We start from the raw sequence: 20,287 nt of genomic DNA, 5'->3' as shown, positions 1-20,287 counted from the left end.
GGCGCGACCGGCGACGCCGGTAGGCTGTCAGGGTGCTCAAGCTCGTGGTGCTCATCTCCGGGGGCGGGTCTAACCTCCGCGCCCTTCTCGAAGCCTCCGAAGACGCCGAATTCCCGGCTCGCGTCGTCGCCATCGGTGCCGACCGCGACGCCGACGGGCTCGTGCTCGGCGAGGAGTTCGGGATTCCGTCCTTCACGGTGCCGTTCCGCGGCAGCGCCGAGCGTGAGGAATGGGGCGACCATCTCCTCGAGCAGATCCTGCAGTGGGAGCCCGACCTCGTCATCCTCTCGGGATTCATGCGGTTGCTGCCGCCGCGTGTCATTGCGGCGCTCGCGCCCAACCTGATCAACACGCACCCCGCGTACCTGCCCGAGTTCCCCGGCGCGCACGGCGTGCGCGATGCGCTCGCCGCGGGCGCGACGCAGACCGGCGCGAGCCTCATCGTCGTCGACGAGAGCGTCGACGGCGGGCCCGTCATCGCGCAGGAGCGCGTGCCCGTTCTCGCGGGCGACACCGAGACCTCTCTCCACGACCGCATCAAACCCGTCGAGCGTCGCCTGCTCATCCAGGCCGTCCTCGACATCGCCAACGGACACATCGACCTCCAGGAGCTCCACCGATCATGAGCGGCCCCCGCCACGACCCGTCCCTCTACCGCGACCGCGATGTCGTGCCCGTGCGTCGGGCGCTGCTCTCGGTGAGCGACAAGACCGATCTGCTCGACCTCGCCGGCGCGCTCGCCGAGGCCGGTGTCGAGATCGTCTCGACCGGTTCGACCGCGTCGACGATCCGCGATGCGGGCTTCGCCGTGACGGATGTCGCGAGCGTGACGGGCTTCGCCGAGGCGCTCGACGGTCGCGTGAAGACGCTGCACCCCGCCGTGCACGCCGGCCTGCTCGCCGACCTCCGCCTCGAGCACCACGAGGCGCAGCTCACCGAACTCGGCATCTCGCCGTTCGAACTCGTCGTCGTGAACCTCTACCCGTTCGCCGCGACGGTCGCCTCGGGTGCGCCCGCGGCCGACATCGTCGAGCAGATCGACATCGGCGGCCCCGCCATGGTGCGCGCCTCCGCGAAGAACCACGCCAACGTCGCGATCGTCGTCGACCCGAGCGCCTACGGCGAGGTCATCGAGGCCGTGCGTGCGGGCGGCACGAGCCTGCGCCTCCGCCAGAAGCTTGCCACCCTCGCCTTCGAGCACACGGCGTCGTACGACCTCGGCGTCTCGACGTGGTTCACCGAGAACGTCTACGACCAGTGGGACGACACCTTCGCGGCCGACGCCGTCGAGACCGACGACGACGAGTCGGAGGTCGAGTACGCGCCGTCGATCTTCGTCGACGCCGACCTGGCCGCCGTGCTGCGCTACGGCGAGAACTCGCACCAGGCGGCCGGTCTCTACCGCGTCGAGGGAGAGTCGGGCATCGCCCAGGCGACCCAGCTGCACGGCAAGGAGATGTCGTACAACAACTACGTCGACGCGGATGCCGCGGTGCGCGCGGCCTACGACTTCTCCGAGCCGGCCGTCGCCATCATCAAGCACGCGAACCCGTGCGGCATCGCGCTCGCCGCGGTCGACGCCGTCGACGCGATCGCTTCGGCCCACGAGCGTGCCCACGCGTGCGACCCCGTGTCGGCCTACGGCGGAGTCATCGCCGCGAACCGCGTCGTCACGCGCGCGATGGCCGAGACCGTCGCCGGCATCTTCACCGAGGTGCTCGTCGCCCCGGGCTTCGAGCCCGAGGCCCTCGAGATCCTGACGGCGAAGAAGAACATCCGCCTGCTCACCCTTCCCGACGACTTCGAGCGCGAGAGCGACGAGATCCGTCAGATCTCGGGCGGCTTCCTCGTGCAGGAGGCCGACGCGCACTTCGCGCCGTTCGACTCCTGGACCCTCGCCGCGGGCGAGCCCGTCGACGACGCCACGCGCCGCGACCTCGAGTTCGCCTGGACCGCGGTCCGCGCCGTCAAGTCGAACGCGATCCTCCTCGCCTCGGGCGGAGCATCGGTCGGCGTCGGCATGGGTCAGGTCAACCGCGTCGACTCGTGCGAGCTCGCCGTGACGCGCGCCGGTGACCGGGCCGAGGGTTCGGTCGCCGCATCGGACGCGTTCTTCCCGTTCGCCGACGGCGCCGAGATCCTCCTGCGTGCCGGTGTGCGCGCGATCGTGCAGCCGGGCGGTTCCATCCGCGATGACGAGGTCGTCGCCGCGGCCGTCGCCGCCGGCGTCACGATGTACTTCACGGGAGAGCGCCACTTCTTCCACTGAGTCGATCCGCGAACGGGGTCCGAGCGCGCGAGGCGTGCTCGGACCCCGTTCGCGTCTCGACCGCACACGTCGCCGACGAGTACCCTTGCTCCTGATGCCGCGCTCATGAGGCGCGCACGGAATTCTGCCCACAAGGCAGCAGCACAAGGAGAACAACGATGACGTTGGCAGCACCCGCACTCGATCACGTCGACCTGCGCACCCCCGAGATCCTCGCGGCGATCGAACCCGACCACGAGCGCATACTCATCACGACGGGCCCCCGTTCCGGCCTCACGATCATCGTCGCCGTGCATTCCACCCGGCTGGGTCAAGCGCTCGGCGGGGCTCGCATGTGGACGTACGCGCACTGGACCGACGCACTCGCCGATGCGCTCCGCCTCTCGCAGGCCATGACGCTCAAGAACGCGGCGGCCGGTCTTCTGCGCGGCGGCGGCAAGGCCGTCATCCGCGTGCCGGTCGGCACGGCCGTGACCCCCGAGCTGAAGCGCCAGGCGATGCTCGATCTGGGTGACGCGGTCGCGAGCCTCGGCGGCGCGTACATGACGGCCGAGGATGTCGGTACGAGCGCCGACCTCATGGCGATCGTCGCCGAACGTACCGAGCACGTCTGCGGGCTGCCGGCCGAGCAGGGCGGAGTCGGCGAACCCGCCGATGCGACGGCCGCCGGTGTGCACGCGGGAATCGTCGCGACCGTCGCCGAGCTCTTCGGTTCGGAGTCGCTGGGCGGTCGCCACTTCTGCATCGCCGGCCTCGGCCAGGTGGGCGGCAGACTCGCCCGATCGCTCGCGCGAGCCGGCGCGCGGCTCACCCTCTCCGACGTCGTGCCGTCGAAGCGCGAGCTCGCCGACGAGCTCGGTGCTGCGTGGGTCGAGCCGGAGGACGCCCACCGAGTCGTCGCCGACGTCTTCGTGCCGTGCGGTCTCGGCGGCGTGCTCACGCCCGAGACGATCGCGGAACTGCGGGTGCGAGCGGTCGTGGGCGCAGCCAACAACCAGCTCTCGTCACGCGAATCGGCAGCGCTGCTCGCGGAACGCGGCATCCTCTGGGCTCCCGACTTCGTCGTGAACGGCGGGGGAGTGATCTACCTCGATCTCGCCTCGGTGCCCGGCGCCGACGAGGCCCTCGTCGGCGAGCGGGTCGGTGCGATCGGCGAGACGCTCGCCGGCGTCTATCGCGAGTCGGCGGCCCGCGGCATCACGACTCTCGCCGCGGCGGAACGGCTCGCCTTCGCGCGTCTCGACGCGGCGCGCTGACGAGACGCCCGGCCCCGGTCGGACCGGGTCGGCCACGTCGACCCGGTCTCGCACCGCGCCGCGCTGCACCGAGGGATAGGCTCGGGTTCATGACGACGGAACCGCGGCCGCACTCGACCGCACGCATCGCCAACGACACCCCGACGGCGAAGCTCCGAGCGGCATTCCTGTCCGCGTTCGCGGTCGCCCTCGTCGCGTTCGGATCGAGCGTGCTCGCGCTCTTCGTCGCGAACGGTCAGAACCCGTCGATCTTCGGTCAGGCAGTGCTGTACTTCACGGCGCCCGCGCTCGTGCTGCTCGTTCTGCTCACGGCGGTCAATCGCATCGGCGCTCTCCGAAGCGCCTTCACCGCGGTCCTCGCGGGCGTCGGCGCGGCGATCCTCGCCGCCTTCCTCGGGGGAGCCGTGAGCGCGCTCGCCGTCGGCGCGCGCGCCGATCAGGTCTGGGTCTTCGCGCTGTCGTCGATCGTGAACCTCGGCCCGGTCTTCATCGCGGCGTCCGCCGTCGCCGAAGCGCTCCTCGCACCCCGTGTGTACAACCGGTCGCTCCAGCGCGTCTCGCGCGGAGCTCGGCGTCTCGCGCTCGTCCGCATCCCCGCCTCCAACCTCGACGAGGCCGAGCTCACGCACCTCGAACGTTCGCCCATCGACTCGGAGCGCGCCGACCGGCAGTGGGACAACTACTGCGCGGCGCTCGCCGCCGAGGGGTGGGACGTCCTGGAGGTCGACGGCGCGCCCGAGCTCGCCGACTCGGTGTTCGTCGAGGACACCGTCGTGTTCTTCGGGGACGTCGCCGTCATCACACGCCCCGGCGCCGAATCTCGTCGACCGGAGATCGATGGCACCGAGCGACTCGTGCGCTCGCTCCCCGGCATCCGTATCGAGCGCATCGAGGCGCCGGGAACCCTCGAGGGCGGCGACGTGCTCAAGGTGGGCGACACCGTCTACGTCGGAGCCAGTTCGCGAACGAACGCCGAGGGCATCCGGCAGTTGCGGGTGCTCCTCGAGGGCAGCGGCTGCGACGTCGTCGCCGTGCCGGTGTCGCGCGTGCTGCACCTCAAGAGCGCGGTGACCGCGCTGCCGGACGGCACGATCATCGGTCATCCCGACCTCATCGTCGACACGTCGCTCTTCCCTCGCTTCCTCCCCATGCCCGAGCGCGAGGGCGTCGCCGTCGTCGAGCTCGACCGCGATCGACTCCTCATGTCGGCATCCGCGCCGGCAAGCGCCGCCCTGCTCGCCAATCTCGGCTACCGGGTCGTGACCGTCGACATCAGCGAGTTCGAGAAGCTCGAGGGCTGCGTCACGTGCCTCTCGGTGCGTGTGCGCTGAGTGAACGATGCTCGCTCTGCTCGAACGCTTGATTCTTCGTGAGAAGGGCAGATAGTCTGAAAGGCTGTCTGCCCCGACTGTGAAGTCCGAGCGCGCAGCACACCGACCGAAGTTCGAGGCGCAGGAGGAAGCCATGACGAAGACAGCCCACACAACGACCGCCGCCGGTGCGGTCCGCGGCGCTGCCGCTCGCCCGCTCCCGCCTCGCGGGGTCCGCCGCTCCGGCTGACGCCGCCCGGGCGCACCGCCCGACTGCATGCGGCCCGCACGCGGACCGCGGTGGCATCACCGCCACCACATCGATATCCATTTCATCCGGCTTCGCCAGTCTGCGCGCCGGACCGTCCTCTCGAGGATCCTCTGCATGTCTGTCACCGCTCAGTCCGAGCAGCCCGCCCGCCCCGACGCACCCCGTCGCCTCAGCACCGTCACGACGCTCATGCGTCTGATGCCCTTCGCGCGCGAGGCGATGCCTCGCATCTACCTCGGCATGGTCGCGGCGCTCGTCGCGAGCCTCGTCGCACTCGCGATCCCGCAGGTGCTCCAGTGGCTCGTCGACGGCCCCCTGAGCGCGGGAGACCCCGACCAGATCTGGCCCGCGGTCATCATCGTGCTCGCGCTCGGCATCCTCGAGGCGATCATGATCGCCCTGCGGCGCTGGTTCGTGCTGACCCCGGGTACGAAGATCGAGGCCCGCATGCGGAACGCGCTGTATGCGCGCCTCCAGGACCTCCCCGTCGCGTTCCACGACCGGTGGCCGAGCGGACAGCTGCTCTCCCGCGCGGTGAGCGATCTCGGCATGATCCGCCGCTGGCTCTCGTTCGGTCTCGTCCTGCTCGTCGTGAACCTCGTGACGATCATCGTCGGAATCGCGATCCTCATCTCGATGAACTGGTTCCTCGGCCTCATCTTCCTCGTCTGCTCGAGCCCGCTCTGGGTCGTCGGCTTCAAGTTCGAGGGCAAGTACTCCGAGGTCTCGCGGCGCAGCCAGGATCAGGCGGGTGACCTCGCGACGGCCGTCGAGGAGTCGGTGCACGGCATCCGTGTGCTCAAGGCGTTCGGCCGCGGCAAGTATGCGCTCAACCAGTTCGCGGCGCAGGCCGAGAGCCTCCGCGGAACCGAGATCGAGAAGGCGCGTCTCGATGCCGGCATCTGGCGCTGGCTGCTGCTCGTGCCCGACATCGCGCTCGCGCTCTGCCTCGTGCTCGGCGTCTGGCTCGCTTCGCAGGACCTCCTCACCGTCGGTGAACTCGTCGCGTTCTTCGCGACGGCGACCGTGCTGCGCTGGCCCGTCGAGTCGATCGGCTTCCTGCTCGCGTTCACGCTCGACGCACGCACCGCGACAGACCGGTACTTCGACATCATGGACGAGGTCAACGAGATCACCGACCCCGAGAACCCCGTCACGATCGACGAGCCGAAGGGCGAGCTGCACTTCGACGGCGTGCACTTCCGGTACCAGGACTCGCCCGAGCGATTCGGCGACCTGCTCGACGGCATCGACCTGACCCTCGAGCCCGGCGAGACGATGGCCCTCGTGGGCCTCACCGGCTCGGGCAAGTCGACGATGACTGCGCTCACGACGCGCCTGTACGACGTCACGGGCGGAACCGTGCGCCTCGACGGCGTCGACGTGCGCGACCTGACGCGCGAGGAACTCCGCACGCACATCGCGATGGCCTTCGAGGACGCCACGCTGTTCTCGGCGTCGGTTCGCGACAACGTGCTGCTCGGCCGGCCCGAACTCGCGGGCGGCGGTCCCGAGGCGGACGCCGTGCTCGACGAGGCGCTCGCCATCGCGCAGGCCGGGTTCGTCCGTGACCTGCCCGACGGCGTCGACACCAAGGTCGGCGAGGAGGGAATGAGCCTCTCGGGCGGCCAGCGTCAGCGACTCGCGCTCGCCCGGGCCGTGGCGGCGAATCCCGCCGTGCTCGTGCTCGACGACCCGTTGTCGGCGCTCGACGTCGACACCGAGGCCCTCGTCGAGGCGGCGCTGCGGAAGATCCTCGCGTCGACGACGGCACTGATCGTCGCGCACCGTCCCTCGACCGTCATGCTCGCCGACCGCGTCGCGCTCCTCGAGGCCGGCCGCATCACGGCCGTCGGGCGGCACAGCGAGCTGCTCGCGACGAGCGATCACTACCGCTTCGTCATCTCGAGCCTCGAAGAGGACGAGAAGGAGCGCCGCGCCGAGCGACTCGACACGACAGAACTCACGGTCATCACCGCGGAGATGATCGCCGAACACGACTCGGCCTCGAGCCGGAAGGAGGACGACCGATGAGCGTCATCGGCGTTCAAGGAGAAGAACGACACGACTTCACGAAGGACGAGTCGCGTCAGATCAGGAAGCGGTCCCTCCGCCTCCTCGGTTCGCTGCTGCACCCGCTGCGGTGGAAGGTCGTGCTCACGATGGCGGTCATCGTGGTCTCCACGGCCGCCCAGGTCGCGGGGCCCGCCCTCATCGCCTACGGCATCGACACGGGCCTGCCCGCACTCCTGTCGCAGAACTGGTTCCCGATCGCCCTCACGGGTGCGGCGTACGTGCTCACGGGCATCATCGCCGCGGCCCTCGTCGGCTGGTACATCGTCATGAGCGCGCGCATCAGCCAGGCGATCCTCATCGACCTACGGAAGCGCGTCTTCCTGCACACCCAGCGGCTGAGCCTCGAGTTCCACGAGTCGTACACGTCGGGGCGCATCATCTCGCGCCAGACGAGCGACCTCGACTCGATCCGGGAGCTCCTCGACTCGGGTATCAACCAGCTCGTGCAGGGCGTGCTCTACATGAGCTTCACGGCGATCGCGCTCGTCGCGCTCGACTGGAAGTCGGGTGCGGTCCTCGCGATCTCGCTCGTGCCGCTGTTCGTGCTCACGCGCTGGTTCCAGAAGCGGTCGCAGGTGCTCTTCCGCCGCTCGCGCGTCGCGAGCGCGAAGCTCATCGTGCAGTTCGTCGAGTCGATGACGGGAATCCGCGCGGTCAAGGCGTTCCGCAAGGAGAAGCGCAACGAGAAGGAGTTCGGCGACCTCGTCGAGGACTACCGCGACGTCAACGCCCGCGTCATCCAGGTCTTCGGCGTCTACGATCCGGGCCTCGTCTTCATCGGCAACGTGACCGTCGCGGCCGTGCTGCTCGTCGGCGGATTCCGTGTCGCCGACGGCGAGATCGCGATCGGTGTGCTGCTCGCCGCGTTGCTCTACACGCGTCGGTTCTTCGACCCGATGGAAGAGATGGCGATGTTCTACAACGCCTACCAGTCGGCCGCGTCGGCGCTCGAGAAGATCTCGGGCGTGCTCGAGGAGCGCCCCGGCGTTCCCGACCCGGAGCACCCCGTCGACCTGTGGTCGTCGACCGGAGCCGTGCGCTTCGACGGCGTCGAGTTCGGCTACGTGCCGGGTCGCCCTGTGCTGCCCGAGTTCGACCTCGACATCCCCTCGGGGCAGACGATCGCCCTCGTCGGCTCGACGGGCGCCGGCAAGACGACGCTCGCGAAGCTCATCTCGCGCTTCTACGACCCGACCGCGGGCAAGGTCACGCTCGACGACGTCGACCTGCGCGACCTGCACCCGAAGGACCTGCGTCGAGCGATCGTCATGGTCACGCAGGAGGCGTACCTGTTCTCGGGCTCCGTCGCCGACAACATCGCGCTCGGCAAGCCCGACGCGACCCTCGGCGAGATCATGGCCGCGGCGAAGGCCGTCGGCGCGCACGACTTCATCGAGGGACTGCCGAACGGCTACGACACCGACGTGAACAAGCGCGGCGGCCGCGTGAGCGCGGGTCAGCGTCAGCTCATCTCGTTCGCGCGTGCCTTCCTCGCCGACCCCGCGGTGCTCATCCTCGACGAGGCGACGAGCTCTCTCGACATCCCGAGCGAGCGGCTCGTGCAGGAGGGTCTCACGACCCTCCTCGCCGACCGGACGGCCGTCATCATCGCGCACCGTCTCTCGACGGTGTCGATCGCCGACCGCGTGCTCGTCATGGAGCACGGTCGCATCGTCGAGGACGGCACGCCCGCCGACCTCATCTCGGGTACGGGGCGCTTCGCGCAGCTGCACGCAGCGTGGCGCGACTCGCTCGTCTGAGCGGATGTCACGTGAGGGCTAGCCACCGCAGGGTGCGCGGAGTAGACCTGTCGCATGGACATCACGATCATCCCCTCGCTCTGGTTCGACGGTGACGCGGCTACCGCCGCGGAGTTCTACGCGAGCGTGTTCCCCGACAGTCGCGTGATCGACCGTGCGACGTATCCCGAGGGCACGCCGCTCGCAGGACAGGTCGTGAGCGTCACCTTCGAGCTCGCCGGGCAGCGGTTCGTCGGCATCAACGGCGGCCCGCAGTTCCCCTTCACCGAGGCCGTCTCGTTCATGGTGCCCGTCGAGACGCAGGACGAGGTCGACCACTACTGGAACGCGCTCCTCGCCGACGGCGGCGAGGAGTCGCAGTGCGGGTGGCTGAAGGACCGCTTCGGTCTGTCGTGGCAGATCGTGCCGGAAGCGCTCGACCGCTATCTCGCCGACCCCGATCGTGCGGCCGCCGGTCGCGTGATGCAGGCGATGCTCCGTATGCGGAAGATCGTCATCGCCGACCTCGACGCGGCGTACGCGGGGGAGTGAGGGCGAAGCGGATGACGCGTGCTCAGGACGACGCGGAGGGGCTCCACCGGCAGCGGGCGTAGTCGACGCGGTAGCCCTCGTCGGTCGTCGTGACGATGAGGGGCGTGCCCTCGTGCTCGTAGTAGGCGAAGGCGCGCGCGGCGAGTCCGCGCGGAGGGTGTCCGCCGGCGCGCAGCACGCGCCACCACGGAGATGACGAACCGTAGTACGCCATGACCTGGCCGACACCGCGCGCGGCGCGCGAACCGAGTGCCGCGGCCACATCGCCATAGGTCATCACGCGGCCGGGCGGGATGGAGTCGACGACCTCGAGAACGTGCTCGACGAAGCCGCGATCGAACGTCGGAGTGCTCAGAGTTCGAGCGCCCCGATGATGTCGCCGTAGGCCGTCTCGCCGATGTCGCGGAAGCCGATGCGGTGGAAGAACTCGCCGGGGCCGGACTCGTCGGGCTCCCAGAGGACGGTGATGCGGTCGAGGCCACGGCGCTTCGCCTCTTCGGCGAGGGCCTGGGTCGCGAAGCGGCCGACGCCCTGACCCTGCGCGTCGGCGTCGACGTTGATGCGCCAGATGCACGCCCGGAACTCTTCGTGCTCGTTGTCGGGATCGAAGTTGCCGTGGATGAAGCCGACGACCTTGTCGTCCTGCACGACGATGCGCTGCCACGACGTGAGGGGGTTCACGACCGACGCTTCGGCCGAGTAGGTCACCGGCGCGATGAACTGTTCCTGGCCGGGCTTCAGCGACAGGTTGTTCGCGGCCACGATGTTCGTCGCGGACAGTTCCTCAAGTCTCAGCTCACCCATGCCTCCAGGCTAACCCGTTCTGACGAACACTCGGTAGACGGCATTTCCGGGGACAGGCGCGCCCGCGTCATCCGCTCGTCGCGGGGCCTGGAATTGTCTCGATATCGAGATATCTGCCCGACGCGGTAAGCTCGGACTCGGTGCTTTTCGCGCCCTGCACGCGCTGACGCGCGCCGTGCCCACCGACCCCGAGGAGATATCCCCTTGTCGAAGATCAAGGTTGAAGGAACCGTCGTCGAGCTCGACGGCGACGAGATGACGCGCATCATCTGGCAGTCGATCAAGGACTCGCTCATCCACCCCTACCTCGACGTGAACCTCGAGTACTACGACCTCTCGATCCAGAAGCGCGACGAGACGGACGACCAGATCACGATCGACGCCGCGCACGCGATCCAGAAGCACGGCGTCGGCGTCAAGTGCGCGACGATCACGCCCGACGAGGCGCGCGTCGAGGAGTTCGGTCTCAAGAAGATGTGGCGCTCGCCGAACGGCACGATCCGCAACATCCTCGGCGGTGTCATCTTCCGCGAGCCGATCATCATCTCGAACATCCCGCGCCTCGTGCCCGGCTGGAACAAGCCGATCATCGTCGGCCGCCACGCGTTCGGCGACCAGTACCGCGCGACCGACTTCCGTTTCGAGGGCGAAGGCACGCTCACGATGACGTTCACCCCGAAGGACGGCTCCGAGCCGCAGCAGTTCGAGGTCTTCCAGTCGCCGGGCTCCGGCGTCGCGATGGGCATGTACAACCTCGACGAGTCGATCCGCGACTTCGCCCGCGCATCGCTCAACTACGGCCTGAACCGCAACTACCCCGTGTACCTCTCGACGAAGAACACGATCCTCAAGGCCTACGACGGTCGCTTCAAGGACCTCTTCCAGGAGGTCTTCGAGGCCGAGTTCGCCGAGAAGTTCGCCGCTGCCGGCCTCACCTACGAGCACCGCCTCATTGACGACATGGTCGCGGCGTCGCTCAAGTGGGAGGGCGGCTACGTCTGGGCCTGCAAGAACTACGACGGCGACGTGCAGTCCGACACCGTCGCGCAGGGCTTCGGCTCGCTCGGCCTCATGACGAGCGTGCTCGCGACGCCCGACGGCAAGGTCGTCGAGGCGGAGGCCGCCCACGGCACGGTCACGCGTCACTACCGCCAGCACCAGGCAGGCAAGCCGACGTCGACGAACCCGATCGCCTCGATCTACGCCTGGACGCGCGGCCTCGCGCACCGCGGCAAGCTCGACGACAACCAGCAGCTCATCGACTTCGCGAACACCCTCGAAGACGTCGTCATCACGACCGTCGAGTCGGGTGCGATGACGAAGGACCTCGCGCTCCTGGTCGGCCCCGAGCAGGCGTACCAGACGACCGAGGAGTTCCTCGCGACCCTGGCTGAGAACCTCAAGGCGCGCCTCGCGGCCTGATCCTCTCCCTCGATGGGGCGGGTGCTTCGGCACCCGCCCCTTCGTCGTTCCCGAGGGTCCGCGGTGCCGGATCGTTGCGCAGAACGCAGAAATTCTGCGCACTACCCCCTGTTCGAGGGGCGCGTGCTGAGATAGTTTCGATCTCATGCGTGGCCCGCGAACGGGGGTCACATCCGACTCTCACTGGGATTGGGGATATTGTGCGCTCACGTTTCGAGACACGATCTCACGCACCACGCCGCCGGGAACACCCCGGCGGTTTTCGCGCTCTGGCCGTCGCTGCGGGAGGCGCCGTCCTGGCGGCCACCGCACTCGCCGGAGCCGCACTGCCCGCGCAGGCACAACCTGCCGGAGCGGGGCTGATCGGCGCGGGGATCACCCAGCCGTACACCGAGTTCACCGACGGTCGATACATCGTCGTGCTCGCCGACGAGCCCGCCGCGGGCTACCAGGGCGGGGTCGAGGGCTTCTCGGCCACGGCCCCCGAGGGTGACGAGCAGCTCGACGCGCGCCGCGCCCCCGTGCAGGACTACTCCTCGTACCTCGAAGACCGCCAGCACGAGGTCGCCGAGACCGTGGGCGCCGCCGTCGACGAGTCGTACACGCTGACGCTCAACGGATTCGCCGCCGACCTCGACGTCGCGCAGGCCACCGAGCTGTCGCAGCAGCGGGACGTCATCGCCGTCGTCCCCGACGAGATCCTCCAGCCCACCGCCGTACCGTCGACCGAGTTCCTCGGTCTCTCGGGCGAGGGTGGTGTCTGGGACGCCGTCGGCGGTGCGGAATCCGCCGGTGAGGGCGTCGTGGTCGGTGTTCTCGACACGGGCATCGCGCCCGAGAACGCCTCGTTCGCCGGCGACGCGCTCGGCACGGATGCCGGCGTGGGAACGCCGTACCTCGAGGGTGACGAGATCGTCTTCGACAAGGCCGACGGCGGCCAGTTCCGCGGCGTGTGCGTCGAGGGCGAGCAGTTCGCCGCCGACGACTGCTCCACGAAGATCGTCGGAGCGCGCTACTACGTCAGCGGCTTCGGCGCCGACCGACTCGGTTCGGCCGACGTCGGCGAGTACGTGTCGCCGCGCGACGGCGACGGTCACGGCTCGCACACCGCGAGCACGGCCGCCGGCAACCACGAGGTGCCCACTTCGATCGCCGGTGTCGACTACGGGCTCATCTCGGGCGTCGCGCCCGGAGCCAAGATCGCCGCGTACAAGGTCTGCTGGTCGGGTCCCGACCCCGCCGTGCAGACGGATGACGGATGCGCGACGTCCGACCTGCTGGCCGGAATCGACCAGGCCGTCGCCGACGGCGTCGACGTCATCAACTACTCGATCGGCGGAGGTGCGGCGTCGACCACGGTGTCGCTGACCGACCAGTCGTTCCTCTACGCGGCCATCGCCGGTGTGTTCGTCGCGGCCTCTGCCGGAAACGACGGCCCGGGCTCGTCGACGCTCGACAACGCCTCGCCGTGGATCACGACGGTCGCCGCGTCGACCATCCCGAGCTACGAGGCCACGGCCACGTTCGGCGACGGCACGGCCGTCGCCGGCGCCTCGATCACTGTCGACCGCTCAGAAGGGGCCGAGCCCGTCTCGGGCGACCTCGTGCGAGCGGATCTCGTCGCCAACCCCACCTACGACGTGGGCGACTCGCCCCTGCTCTGCGGCCCGGGATCGCTCGACCCCGCGCTCGTCGCCGGGAAGATCGTCATGTGCGAGCGCGGCGGGTACGACCGCGTCGCGAAGTCGCAGACGGTCGCGGATGCCGGCGGCATCGGCATGCTGCTCGTGAACCGCACGCCGGGCTCGATCGACACCGACGAGCACTCGGTGCCGACGGTCCACCTCGAGGACCGCTACTGGGAGACCGCGTACGCGTACGCCGGAACCGAGGGTGCGAAGGTCACGTTCACCCCGGGCAACGACGTCGCGGTGACGGGATACACCCCGCCGGTTCCGCAGGTCGCCGGCTTCTCGTCGCGCGGTCCAGTGCTCGCCGACGGAAGCGACATCCTGAAGCCCGACATCGCGGCGCCCGGCGTCTCGATCCTCGCCGCCGGCGCGAACGCCGAGGGTGCGGAGGGGACGTACAAGTTCCTCTCGGGAACGTCGATGGCTGCGCCTCACATCGCGGGTCTCGCGGCCCTCTATCTCGGGGAGCGTCCGAACGCGACGCCCGCCGAGGTCAAGTCGGCCATGATGACGACGGCGTACGACACGCTCGACGGAGAGGGCGCGACGGTCACCGACCCGTTCGCCCAGGGTGCCGGCCATGTCGACCCGACGAAGTTCTTCGAACCGGGCCTGCTCTACCTGAACGGTGAGTCGGACTGGTGGTCGTACATCCAGGGCGTCGGCTACGACGTCGGTGCCGAGCCGATCGACGCCTCGAACCTCAACCTCGCCTCGATCGCGATCGGAGACCTCACGGCCCCCGAGACGATCACGCGCACGGTCACGGCGACGCAGTCGGGCACGTTCACGGCGCAGCCCGTCGACATCGCGGGTATCGACGTCGCGGTCGAGCCGGCCGAGATCACGCTCGCCGAGGGCGAGAGCGCCTCGTACTCGGTGACGTTCACGCGCACCGACGCCCCGCTCGACGAGTGGGCGACGGGTTCGCTCGACTGGACCTCGGGTGAGACCACGGTGCACAGCCCGATCGCGGTGCGCCCCGTCACGATCGTGGCTCCCGAGTCGGTCGCCGGCACGGGCATCGACGGCGCGGTCGAGGTGACCGTGACGCCGGGTGGCGACGGGGAGATCCCGCTCGCGACCTCGGGCCTCGCTCTCGGAACGCTGCAGGCCGACCCGACCGGCGCAGAGACCGAGCACAGCGGATCGGGCGTGCCGGGCGACTCGTTCGAGTACGTTATCGAGGTGCCCGAGGGCGTCGAGTTCGCTCGATTCGACCTCGACGCGATCGACGACACCGCCGACCTCGATCTGTCGGTCTACCAGTTGAACGCCGACGGCACGGCGGCTGTCGCCCAGTGGCAGTCGGCCACGGGGGCGGCGGACGAGCGAGTCGACATCCCCAACCCGCCGGCGGCGACGTACGTCGCTTACGTCGACGTCTACAGCGGATCGACGGCGTGGGACTTCCGCACCTTCGCGGTCCAGCCGGGTGCGGGTGAGGGCGGCTTCACGGTCGACCCCGCCGTCCTGGCCGGAGCGCAGGGTGAGCCCGTCGCGTACACCGCATCGTGGGCCGGCCTCGCGGCCGACTCGAGCTACCTCGGCCTCGTGCACTACGGCGAGACCGGTCGATCGACGGTCGTCTCCGTCGTGACGGGCGATGCCCCCGCTCCCGATGCGCCCGTCAACACGGCCCCGCCGACGATCAGCGGCACTCCCGCCGCGGGTCAGACGCTCACGGCCGAGCCCGGCACGTGGGACGTGGACGGTCTCGTCTTCACGTACCAGTGGCAGCGGGACGGAGTCGACATCGAGGGTGCGACCGCCCCGACCTATGTCGTGACCGCGGCTGACGAAGGCGCGAGCCTCACCGTCGTCGTAACGGCGACGAAGGAGGGTCTGCCTCCCGGCAGCGCGACATCGGCGGCCGTCGTCGTCGTGTACTCGGCGAAGCTCTCGCTCTCGCTCAGCACGCCGGTGAGCCTGTCGTTCATCCCGGTGAAGGCCACGGTCCACGTGACCACGGCCGGCGACGTCGCGGGCGAGAAGGTCACGATCACGGTCGGCAAGAAGTCGGTCGACGCCGTGCTCGATCAGAACGGTCGGGCCAAGGTCACGCTCCCCAGGGTGGGATCGGGCTTCTACCAGGTGAAGGCGAGCTTCGCCGGCACGGATGACGTGCAGTCGGCGACGAGCCCGAGCAAGCTGCTCGTGATCATCTTCTAGCGGATCGAGCGAAGGGCGGCGGGGGAGACCCCGTCGCCCTTCGTCGTGCCCGGGGCCGTGGATCGGCCCGTGATCGCCCGCCGTGATTCGCGCCGGTTACGAATAGGTAACACTCCGAACAAACTCGGGAGAACTCTTGATCCGATTTAGTTCGTAAGGTTTACTAACAAACATGACGGCCACCGAGACCCCCCGCTCGCCCGGCGCGGCGACCCCGCGTTTCGGCGCGTCGGAGCGTTCGGCCGCCTCGCTCTTCGCCCGAGGTCGCGCCCTCCGTCCGTCGGGCAAGGTGCTCCCCGAACACGCGCGCACGCACAACCGGGCGCTCGTGCTGCAGACCCTCTACGGCGCCGGTCCGCTCAGCCGCGCCGACATCGCCCGCCAGACGGGCCTCACACGCGTCACCGTCTCCGAGCTCGTCGCCGAGCTCATGACCGAGCGCCTCGTCGTCGACCGGGGACAGCGCGAGGGCGTGCGCCCGGGAAAGCCCGCGACGCTCCTCGATGTCGACCGCGGCGCCTTCCACGTCATCTCCGTCGACCTGTCCGACACGGGTATCGTGCGCGGCGCCGTGCACGATCTCGACGACGGCATCCTCGCGCGCGCCGAGCACGCGACGGGATCGACGACGGGCGACGCGCTCGTGGCCGAGGTGGTCGACCTCGTCGCCGAGCTGCTGGGGACCGCGACCGCCCCCGTCCTCGGGATCGGCGTGGGCTCACCCGGTGTCGTCGACCGCGCCGGTGTCGTGCTGTCGGCACCGAACCTCGGGTGGACCGACCTTCCCCTCCAGAGCCTCATCGCCGACCGATTCCACGTGCCCGTGCACGTCGCGAACGACGCCAATGCTGCCGTGCTCGCCGAGCACGCCGCGCAGCACACGTCGAACGACCTGTTGCTCGTCCGCGTCGGGCTCGGTGTCGGTGCCGGCCTCATCATCGCGGGCCACCCGGTCGTCGGCAGCGCATTCGCGGCGGGTGAGATCGGCCACGTCGTCGTGGGCACCGACGAGGGCCCCCTCTGCGCGTGCGGCCGACACGGCTGCCTCGAGGCATGGCTCGCGGCCCCGCGCCTGGCCTCGGAGATCGATCGGCTCGCGTCATCCGTCGGCACCGACCGCGCACGAGACGAGGTGCTCCGCGAAGCGGGGCGCCGCCTCGGCATCGTGCTCGCTCCCGTCGTCGGCACACTCAACCTCTCCGACGTCGTCGTGAGCGGCCCCCCAGAACTTCTCGATGGCGCGTTCCTCGACGCCACCATCGAGACCCTCCGGCAGCGGACGATGGCGGACTTCAACCGCGACCTGTCGCTCCGGATGACCTCGCACGGGCAGGACATCGTCTTGCGCGGCGCGGCCGTCATGGTCCTCTCCGGACAACTCGGGGTCTCCTGACCCCACCACGCACCACGGATGGCAGCACGGAGTTGCCATCTCGCCCTAGGAAAGGAAGCAATCACATGAGGAAACTCGGCATCGTGGCGCTCGGCGCCGCGGCTGTGCTGTCGCTCGCCGGTTGTGCCGCAGGTGGCGACAGCAACGCAGGGTCCGGCGATGGCGCCGAGATCCGCGTCTGGCTCGTCGGTACCGACACCCCCGACGAGGCTCGCAACTACCTGAAGACGACCTTCGAGGAGGAGCACCCCGGTTCGACGCTCGTCATCGAGGAGCAGTCGTGGGACGGCCTCGTCGACCGCCTCACCACGAGCCTCTCCGGCTCGGACAGCCCGGATGTCGTGGAGGTCGGCAACACGCAGGCCGCCGCGTTCACCTCGGCCGGCGCCTTCCTCGACCTGACGGCCGACTACGACGCGCTCGGCGGAGACGACCTGCTGCCGGGCTTCGTCGAAGCGGGCTCGTACGACGGCAAGTTCTACGCGGCGCCGCTCTACTCGGGCGCCCGTCTCGTCTTCTACAAGAAGGACGCCCTCGCGGCGGCGGGCCTCGCTGTGCCGACGACGCTCGACGAGTACGTCTCGAACGGCGAGGCGCTCGCCACCGCGAACCCCGGTAAGTCGGGCATCTGGTGGCCCGGTCAGGACTGGTACAACGCCCTCCCGTTCATCTGGGAGAACGGCGGAGAGATCGCCGTGCCCGACGGCGACGGGTGGAAGGCCGAACTCTCGTCGGCCGAATCGGTCGCCGGTCTCACGCAGGTGCAGGAGGTCATGACGAAGGCCTCGCTCGCGCCGAAGGACGGCAACGAGACGAACCCGCAGGTCGGATACTGCGACGGCACGACGCTGCAGCTCTCGGCGCCGAGCTGGGTCAAGTGGTCGATCCTCGCTCCGGCCGACGCCGAGACACCCGGCTGCCCCGACCAGGAGGCCAACCTCGGCGTCTACGCCCTTCCGGGCATGGACGGCGGCGCGGCTCAGGTCTTCGCGGGCGGCTCGAACATCGGCATCTCGGCGAAGTCGGCGAACCCCGACCTCGCGAAGGACGCTCTCGCGATCATCCTCTCGGACGAGTTCCAGACGATCTACGGCGAGAACGGCCTCGTCCCCGCGAAGAAGTCGCTCGCGTCGACGCTCGGCACCGACGAGGTCGCGGTCGCGATCGGCGAGGCAGCGGGCAACGCCAAGCTCACCCCGGCCTCGCCGAAGTGGGCCGACGTCGAGGCTGCGGGAATCCTGCAGGACCTCTTCGTGAAGATCGCCCAGGGCGGTGACGTCGCCGCTCTCGCCGCCGAGGCCGACGACAAGATCGACGCGATCCTCAACGGTTGATCGTCGCCGGGGAGGCCGCGTGCGGCCTCCCCGGTACCTCCACCACTCTGCCAATCCAGGAGAAGCACGATGACCACGCCCGTCACCGGTCAGGCTCCCGCGCCGAGCGCGGTCGAGGGAGAGCGGTTGCTCGCCCCCGAGCCGGCGCCGAAGAGTCGGCAACGCCGCCGACGCGGCGGCTTCACGCCGTACGCCCTGCTCATCCCCTCGATCGTCACGCTCGCCGCGATCGTCGGATGGCCCCTCGTCCAACTCATCATCACCTCGTTCCAGACCTTCGGCCGAGCCCAGGTCTTCGGAGCCCCGCCCGAGTTCATCGGGTTCGCGAACTACACGAAGGTGCTCTCCGACCCCGCCTTCTGGCAGGTTCTCGGCCGCACGATCCTCTTCGCCGCCGCGTGCGTCATCATCACGATGGTGCTCGGCACGCTCATCGCACTCATGATGACGCGACTCAACAAGTTCTTCCGCGGCCTCCTCGCGGTCGGCCTCCTGCTCGCGTGGGCGATGCCCGCGCTCACCGCCACGATCGTGTGGGGCTGGGTCTTCGACACCGACTACGGCATCGTCAACCACATCCTCGTCAACCTCTTCAGCCTCGACGAGTTCCAGCAGCACTCGTGGCTCATCAACCCGCTGAGCTTCTTCTTCGTCGCGGGCATCATCATCGTGTGGGGCGCCGTGCCGTTCGTCGCCTTCACGCTCTACGCGGGCCTCACGCAGGTGCCCGATGAGGTGCTCGAGGCGGCGCAGCTCGACGGGGCCGGGGGAGTGAAGCGGTTCCGCTTCGTGATCTTCCCCTACCTCAAGCCGATCTTCCTCGTGACGACGATCCTGCAGATCATCTGGGACCTCCGCGTCTTCACACAGATCTTCGCGCTGCAAGACATCGGCGGCATCCGTGAGCAGACGAACACCCTCGGCGTGTACATCTACCAGGTCTCGATCGCCGGCGGCGAGTTCGGTCTCGGCGGCGCGATCGCCGTGATCACCGTCATCATCCTCATGGTCATCTCGCTCTACTACGTGCGCCAGAACATCAAGCAGGAGGACCTGTGAGCGCCCCCGCCTTCGGCCCCGCCCTCGTCGGACCCTCCGGGCCGGCCGCACCCCGCGTCGCGAAGCGCCGCGGCGGTGGCCGCCGCCGACTGACGAGCGTCGTGCTCAGCATCGTCGCCGTCGTGATCTTCGTCGTCGCGGTCTTCCCCGTGTACTGGATGATCAACACCTCGTTCCAGCCGAACAACGAGATCCGCGGCAACGAGATGCACTTCTGGCCCGACAACTTCACGTGGCGGAACTACGAGACGGTGCTCTTCGACCCGGGGCGCACGCCCTTCCTCCCCGCACTCGGTAACTCGCTGCTCGTGACGATCTCGACGGTCGTCATCGCGCTCGTGTTCGCCTTCCTCGCGTCGGTCGCGGTGACGCGGTTCCGATTCAAGACGCGCAAGGCGTTCATCATTACGATCCTCGTCGTGCAGATGATCCCCGGCGAGGCGATGATCGTCTCGATCTTCCGGGTGCTCGACGGCTGGCATCTGCTCAACACGATCATCGGCCTGACCGTCGTCTACGTCGCGACGGTGCTGCCGTTCACGATCTGGACCCTCCGCGGCTTCGTCAACGGCGTGCCCGCCGACCTCGAGGAAGCCGGCATGATCGACGGTCTCTCCCGGGCGGGCGCCTTCTGGCGCATCACCTTCCCGCTCCTCGCACCCGGCCTCGTCGCGACCGGTGTCTTCGGATTCATCCAGGCGTGGAACGAGTTCGTGCTCGCTCTCGTCGTGAATGCGAGACCCGAGATGATGACGCTTCCCGTGTGGCTGCGTACCTACCAGACCCTCACCGGCACGACGAACTGGGCCGCGATCATGGCCGGCTCGACACTCATGGCGATCCCCGTGGTCATCTTCTTCCTCATCGTGCAGGGGCGGATGACGAGCGGGCTCGTCGCGGGCGCGGTGAAGGGATGACGGGCGCGAGGCGTCGCCGGGC

Annotated in this window: 15 protein-coding genes; 13 read left to right on the top strand and 2 right to left on the bottom strand. The window is 69.2% G+C overall.

From position 1 onward, the window contains the following. Positions 1 to 32: 32 nt before the first annotated feature. The 7 genes from purN to BJ972_RS06650 all read left to right on the top strand — a co-directional run bounded on the left by purN (position 33) and on the right by BJ972_RS06650 (position 9,473). A complete protein-coding gene (purN, locus tag BJ972_RS06680) occupies positions 33 to 626 on the top strand; it encodes a phosphoribosylglycinamide formyltransferase (protein ID WP_129173078.1) in 594 nt (197 codons plus the stop codon). Continuing rightward, positions 623 to 2,269 carry a bifunctional phosphoribosylaminoimidazolecarboxamide formyltransferase/IMP cyclohydrolase gene (purH, locus tag BJ972_RS06675; RefSeq protein WP_129173077.1) on the top strand — a complete coding sequence of 549 codons (1,647 nt, stop codon included), beginning with the start codon at positions 623 to 625 and terminating at the stop codon, positions 2,267 to 2,269. Before purN ends, purH begins: the two co-directional genes overlap by 4 nt. 158 nt (positions 2,270 to 2,427) lie before the next feature. Then, the gene (locus tag BJ972_RS06670) at positions 2,428 to 3,525 is read left to right on the top strand and encodes a Glu/Leu/Phe/Val dehydrogenase family protein (RefSeq protein WP_129173075.1); all 1,098 of its coding nucleotides are present in this window, start codon (positions 2,428 to 2,430) and stop codon (positions 3,523 to 3,525) included. A gap of 89 nt (positions 3,526 to 3,614) precedes the next feature. Next, positions 3,615 to 4,856 carry a dimethylargininase gene (gene ddaH / locus BJ972_RS17545; protein ID WP_129173073.1) on the top strand — a complete coding sequence of 414 codons (1,242 nt, stop codon included), beginning with the start codon at positions 3,615 to 3,617 and terminating at the stop codon, positions 4,854 to 4,856. Between the two features lie 364 nt (positions 4,857 to 5,220). Further along, entirely contained in the window at positions 5,221 to 7,140 is a 1,920-nt protein-coding gene (locus tag BJ972_RS06660; RefSeq protein ID WP_129173071.1) for an ABC transporter ATP-binding protein, read from the top strand. After that, positions 7,137 to 8,942, top strand: coding sequence for an ABC transporter ATP-binding protein (locus BJ972_RS06655; protein ID WP_129173069.1), 1,806 nt, complete (start codon positions 7,137 to 7,139; stop codon positions 8,940 to 8,942). Before BJ972_RS06660 ends, BJ972_RS06655 begins: the two co-directional genes overlap by 4 nt. A 54-nt stretch (positions 8,943 to 8,996) precedes the next feature. Then, the gene (locus tag BJ972_RS06650; RefSeq protein WP_129173067.1) at positions 8,997 to 9,473 is read left to right on the top strand and encodes a VOC family protein; all 477 of its coding nucleotides are present in this window, start codon (positions 8,997 to 8,999) and stop codon (positions 9,471 to 9,473) included. 22 nt (positions 9,474 to 9,495) lie between these two features. Here the strand turns inward: BJ972_RS06650 and BJ972_RS06645 are convergent, their stop codons facing one another. Together BJ972_RS06645 and BJ972_RS06640 are read right to left on the bottom strand one after the other, a co-directional pair. Next, the gene (locus BJ972_RS06645) at positions 9,496 to 9,828 is read right to left on the bottom strand and encodes an MGMT family protein (RefSeq protein WP_129173395.1); all 333 of its coding nucleotides are present in this window, start codon (positions 9,826 to 9,828) and stop codon (positions 9,496 to 9,498) included. Then, positions 9,825 to 10,277: a GNAT family N-acetyltransferase gene (locus tag BJ972_RS06640; protein ID WP_129173065.1), complete on the bottom strand. Its 453-nt coding sequence runs from the start codon at positions 10,275 to 10,277 to the stop codon at positions 9,825 to 9,827. The genes BJ972_RS06645 and BJ972_RS06640 overlap by 4 nt, the downstream gene beginning before the upstream one ends. 204 nt (positions 10,278 to 10,481) lie before the next feature. Here BJ972_RS06640 and BJ972_RS06635 point away from each other — a divergent pair, with 204 nt between their 5' ends. The 6 genes from BJ972_RS06635 to BJ972_RS06610 all read left to right on the top strand — a co-directional run bounded on the left by BJ972_RS06635 (position 10,482) and on the right by BJ972_RS06610 (position 20,265). Next, positions 10,482 to 11,699, top strand: coding sequence for an NADP-dependent isocitrate dehydrogenase (locus BJ972_RS06635; protein WP_129173063.1), 1,218 nt, complete (start codon positions 10,482 to 10,484; stop codon positions 11,697 to 11,699). Positions 11,700 to 11,899: 200 nt separating this feature from the next. After that, complete coding sequence (locus BJ972_RS06630) at positions 11,900 to 15,562, top strand: S8 family serine peptidase (RefSeq protein WP_241830730.1); 3,663 nt, start codon at positions 11,900 to 11,902, stop codon at positions 15,560 to 15,562. 172 nt (positions 15,563 to 15,734) lie between these two features. Next, entirely contained in the window at positions 15,735 to 16,955 is a 1,221-nt protein-coding gene (locus tag BJ972_RS06625; protein ID WP_129173061.1) for an ROK family transcriptional regulator, read from the top strand. Between the two features lie 65 nt (positions 16,956 to 17,020). Further along, the gene (locus BJ972_RS06620; protein WP_129173059.1) at positions 17,021 to 18,289 is read left to right on the top strand and encodes an extracellular solute-binding protein; all 1,269 of its coding nucleotides are present in this window, start codon (positions 17,021 to 17,023) and stop codon (positions 18,287 to 18,289) included. Between the two features lie 69 nt (positions 18,290 to 18,358). Beyond that, entirely contained in the window at positions 18,359 to 19,348 is a 990-nt protein-coding gene (locus BJ972_RS06615; protein WP_129173057.1) for a carbohydrate ABC transporter permease, read from the top strand. Then, the gene (locus BJ972_RS06610) at positions 19,345 to 20,265 is read left to right on the top strand and encodes a carbohydrate ABC transporter permease (protein ID WP_373366811.1); all 921 of its coding nucleotides are present in this window, start codon (positions 19,345 to 19,347) and stop codon (positions 20,263 to 20,265) included. The genes BJ972_RS06615 and BJ972_RS06610 overlap by 4 nt, the downstream gene beginning before the upstream one ends. Positions 20,266 to 20,287 lie beyond the last annotated feature (22 nt).

This window comes from Agromyces atrinae (assembly GCF_013407835.1).
GTDB lineage: Bacteria > Actinomycetota > Actinomycetes > Actinomycetales > Microbacteriaceae > Agromyces > Agromyces atrinae.
Note: the sequence above shows the minus strand (reverse complement) of the source record. Positions and strands in the feature narration are given on the sequence as shown.

Coding starts and splice junctions, on each gene's coding strand:
- purH (WP_129173077.1), top strand. CDS start 623: ATGAGCGGCCCCCGCCACGACCCGTCCCTCTACCGCGACCGCGATGTC.
- BJ972_RS06670 (WP_129173075.1), top strand. CDS start 2,428: ATGACGTTGGCAGCACCCGCACTCGATCACGTCGACCTGCGCACCCCC.
- ddaH (WP_129173073.1), top strand. CDS start 3,615: ATGACGACGGAACCGCGGCCGCACTCGACCGCACGCATCGCCAACGAC.
- BJ972_RS06660 (WP_129173071.1), top strand. CDS start 5,221: ATGTCTGTCACCGCTCAGTCCGAGCAGCCCGCCCGCCCCGACGCACCC.
- BJ972_RS06655 (WP_129173069.1), top strand. CDS start 7,137: ATGAGCGTCATCGGCGTTCAAGGAGAAGAACGACACGACTTCACGAAG.
- BJ972_RS06650 (WP_129173067.1), top strand. CDS start 8,997: ATGGACATCACGATCATCCCCTCGCTCTGGTTCGACGGTGACGCGGCT.
- BJ972_RS06640 (WP_129173065.1), bottom strand. CDS start 10,277: ATGGGTGAGCTGAGACTTGAGGAACTGTCCGCGACGAACATCGTGGCC.
- BJ972_RS06625 (WP_129173061.1), top strand. CDS start 15,735: ATGACGGCCACCGAGACCCCCCGCTCGCCCGGCGCGGCGACCCCGCGT.
- BJ972_RS06620 (WP_129173059.1), top strand. CDS start 17,021: ATGAGGAAACTCGGCATCGTGGCGCTCGGCGCCGCGGCTGTGCTGTCG.
- BJ972_RS06615 (WP_129173057.1), top strand. CDS start 18,359: ATGACCACGCCCGTCACCGGTCAGGCTCCCGCGCCGAGCGCGGTCGAG.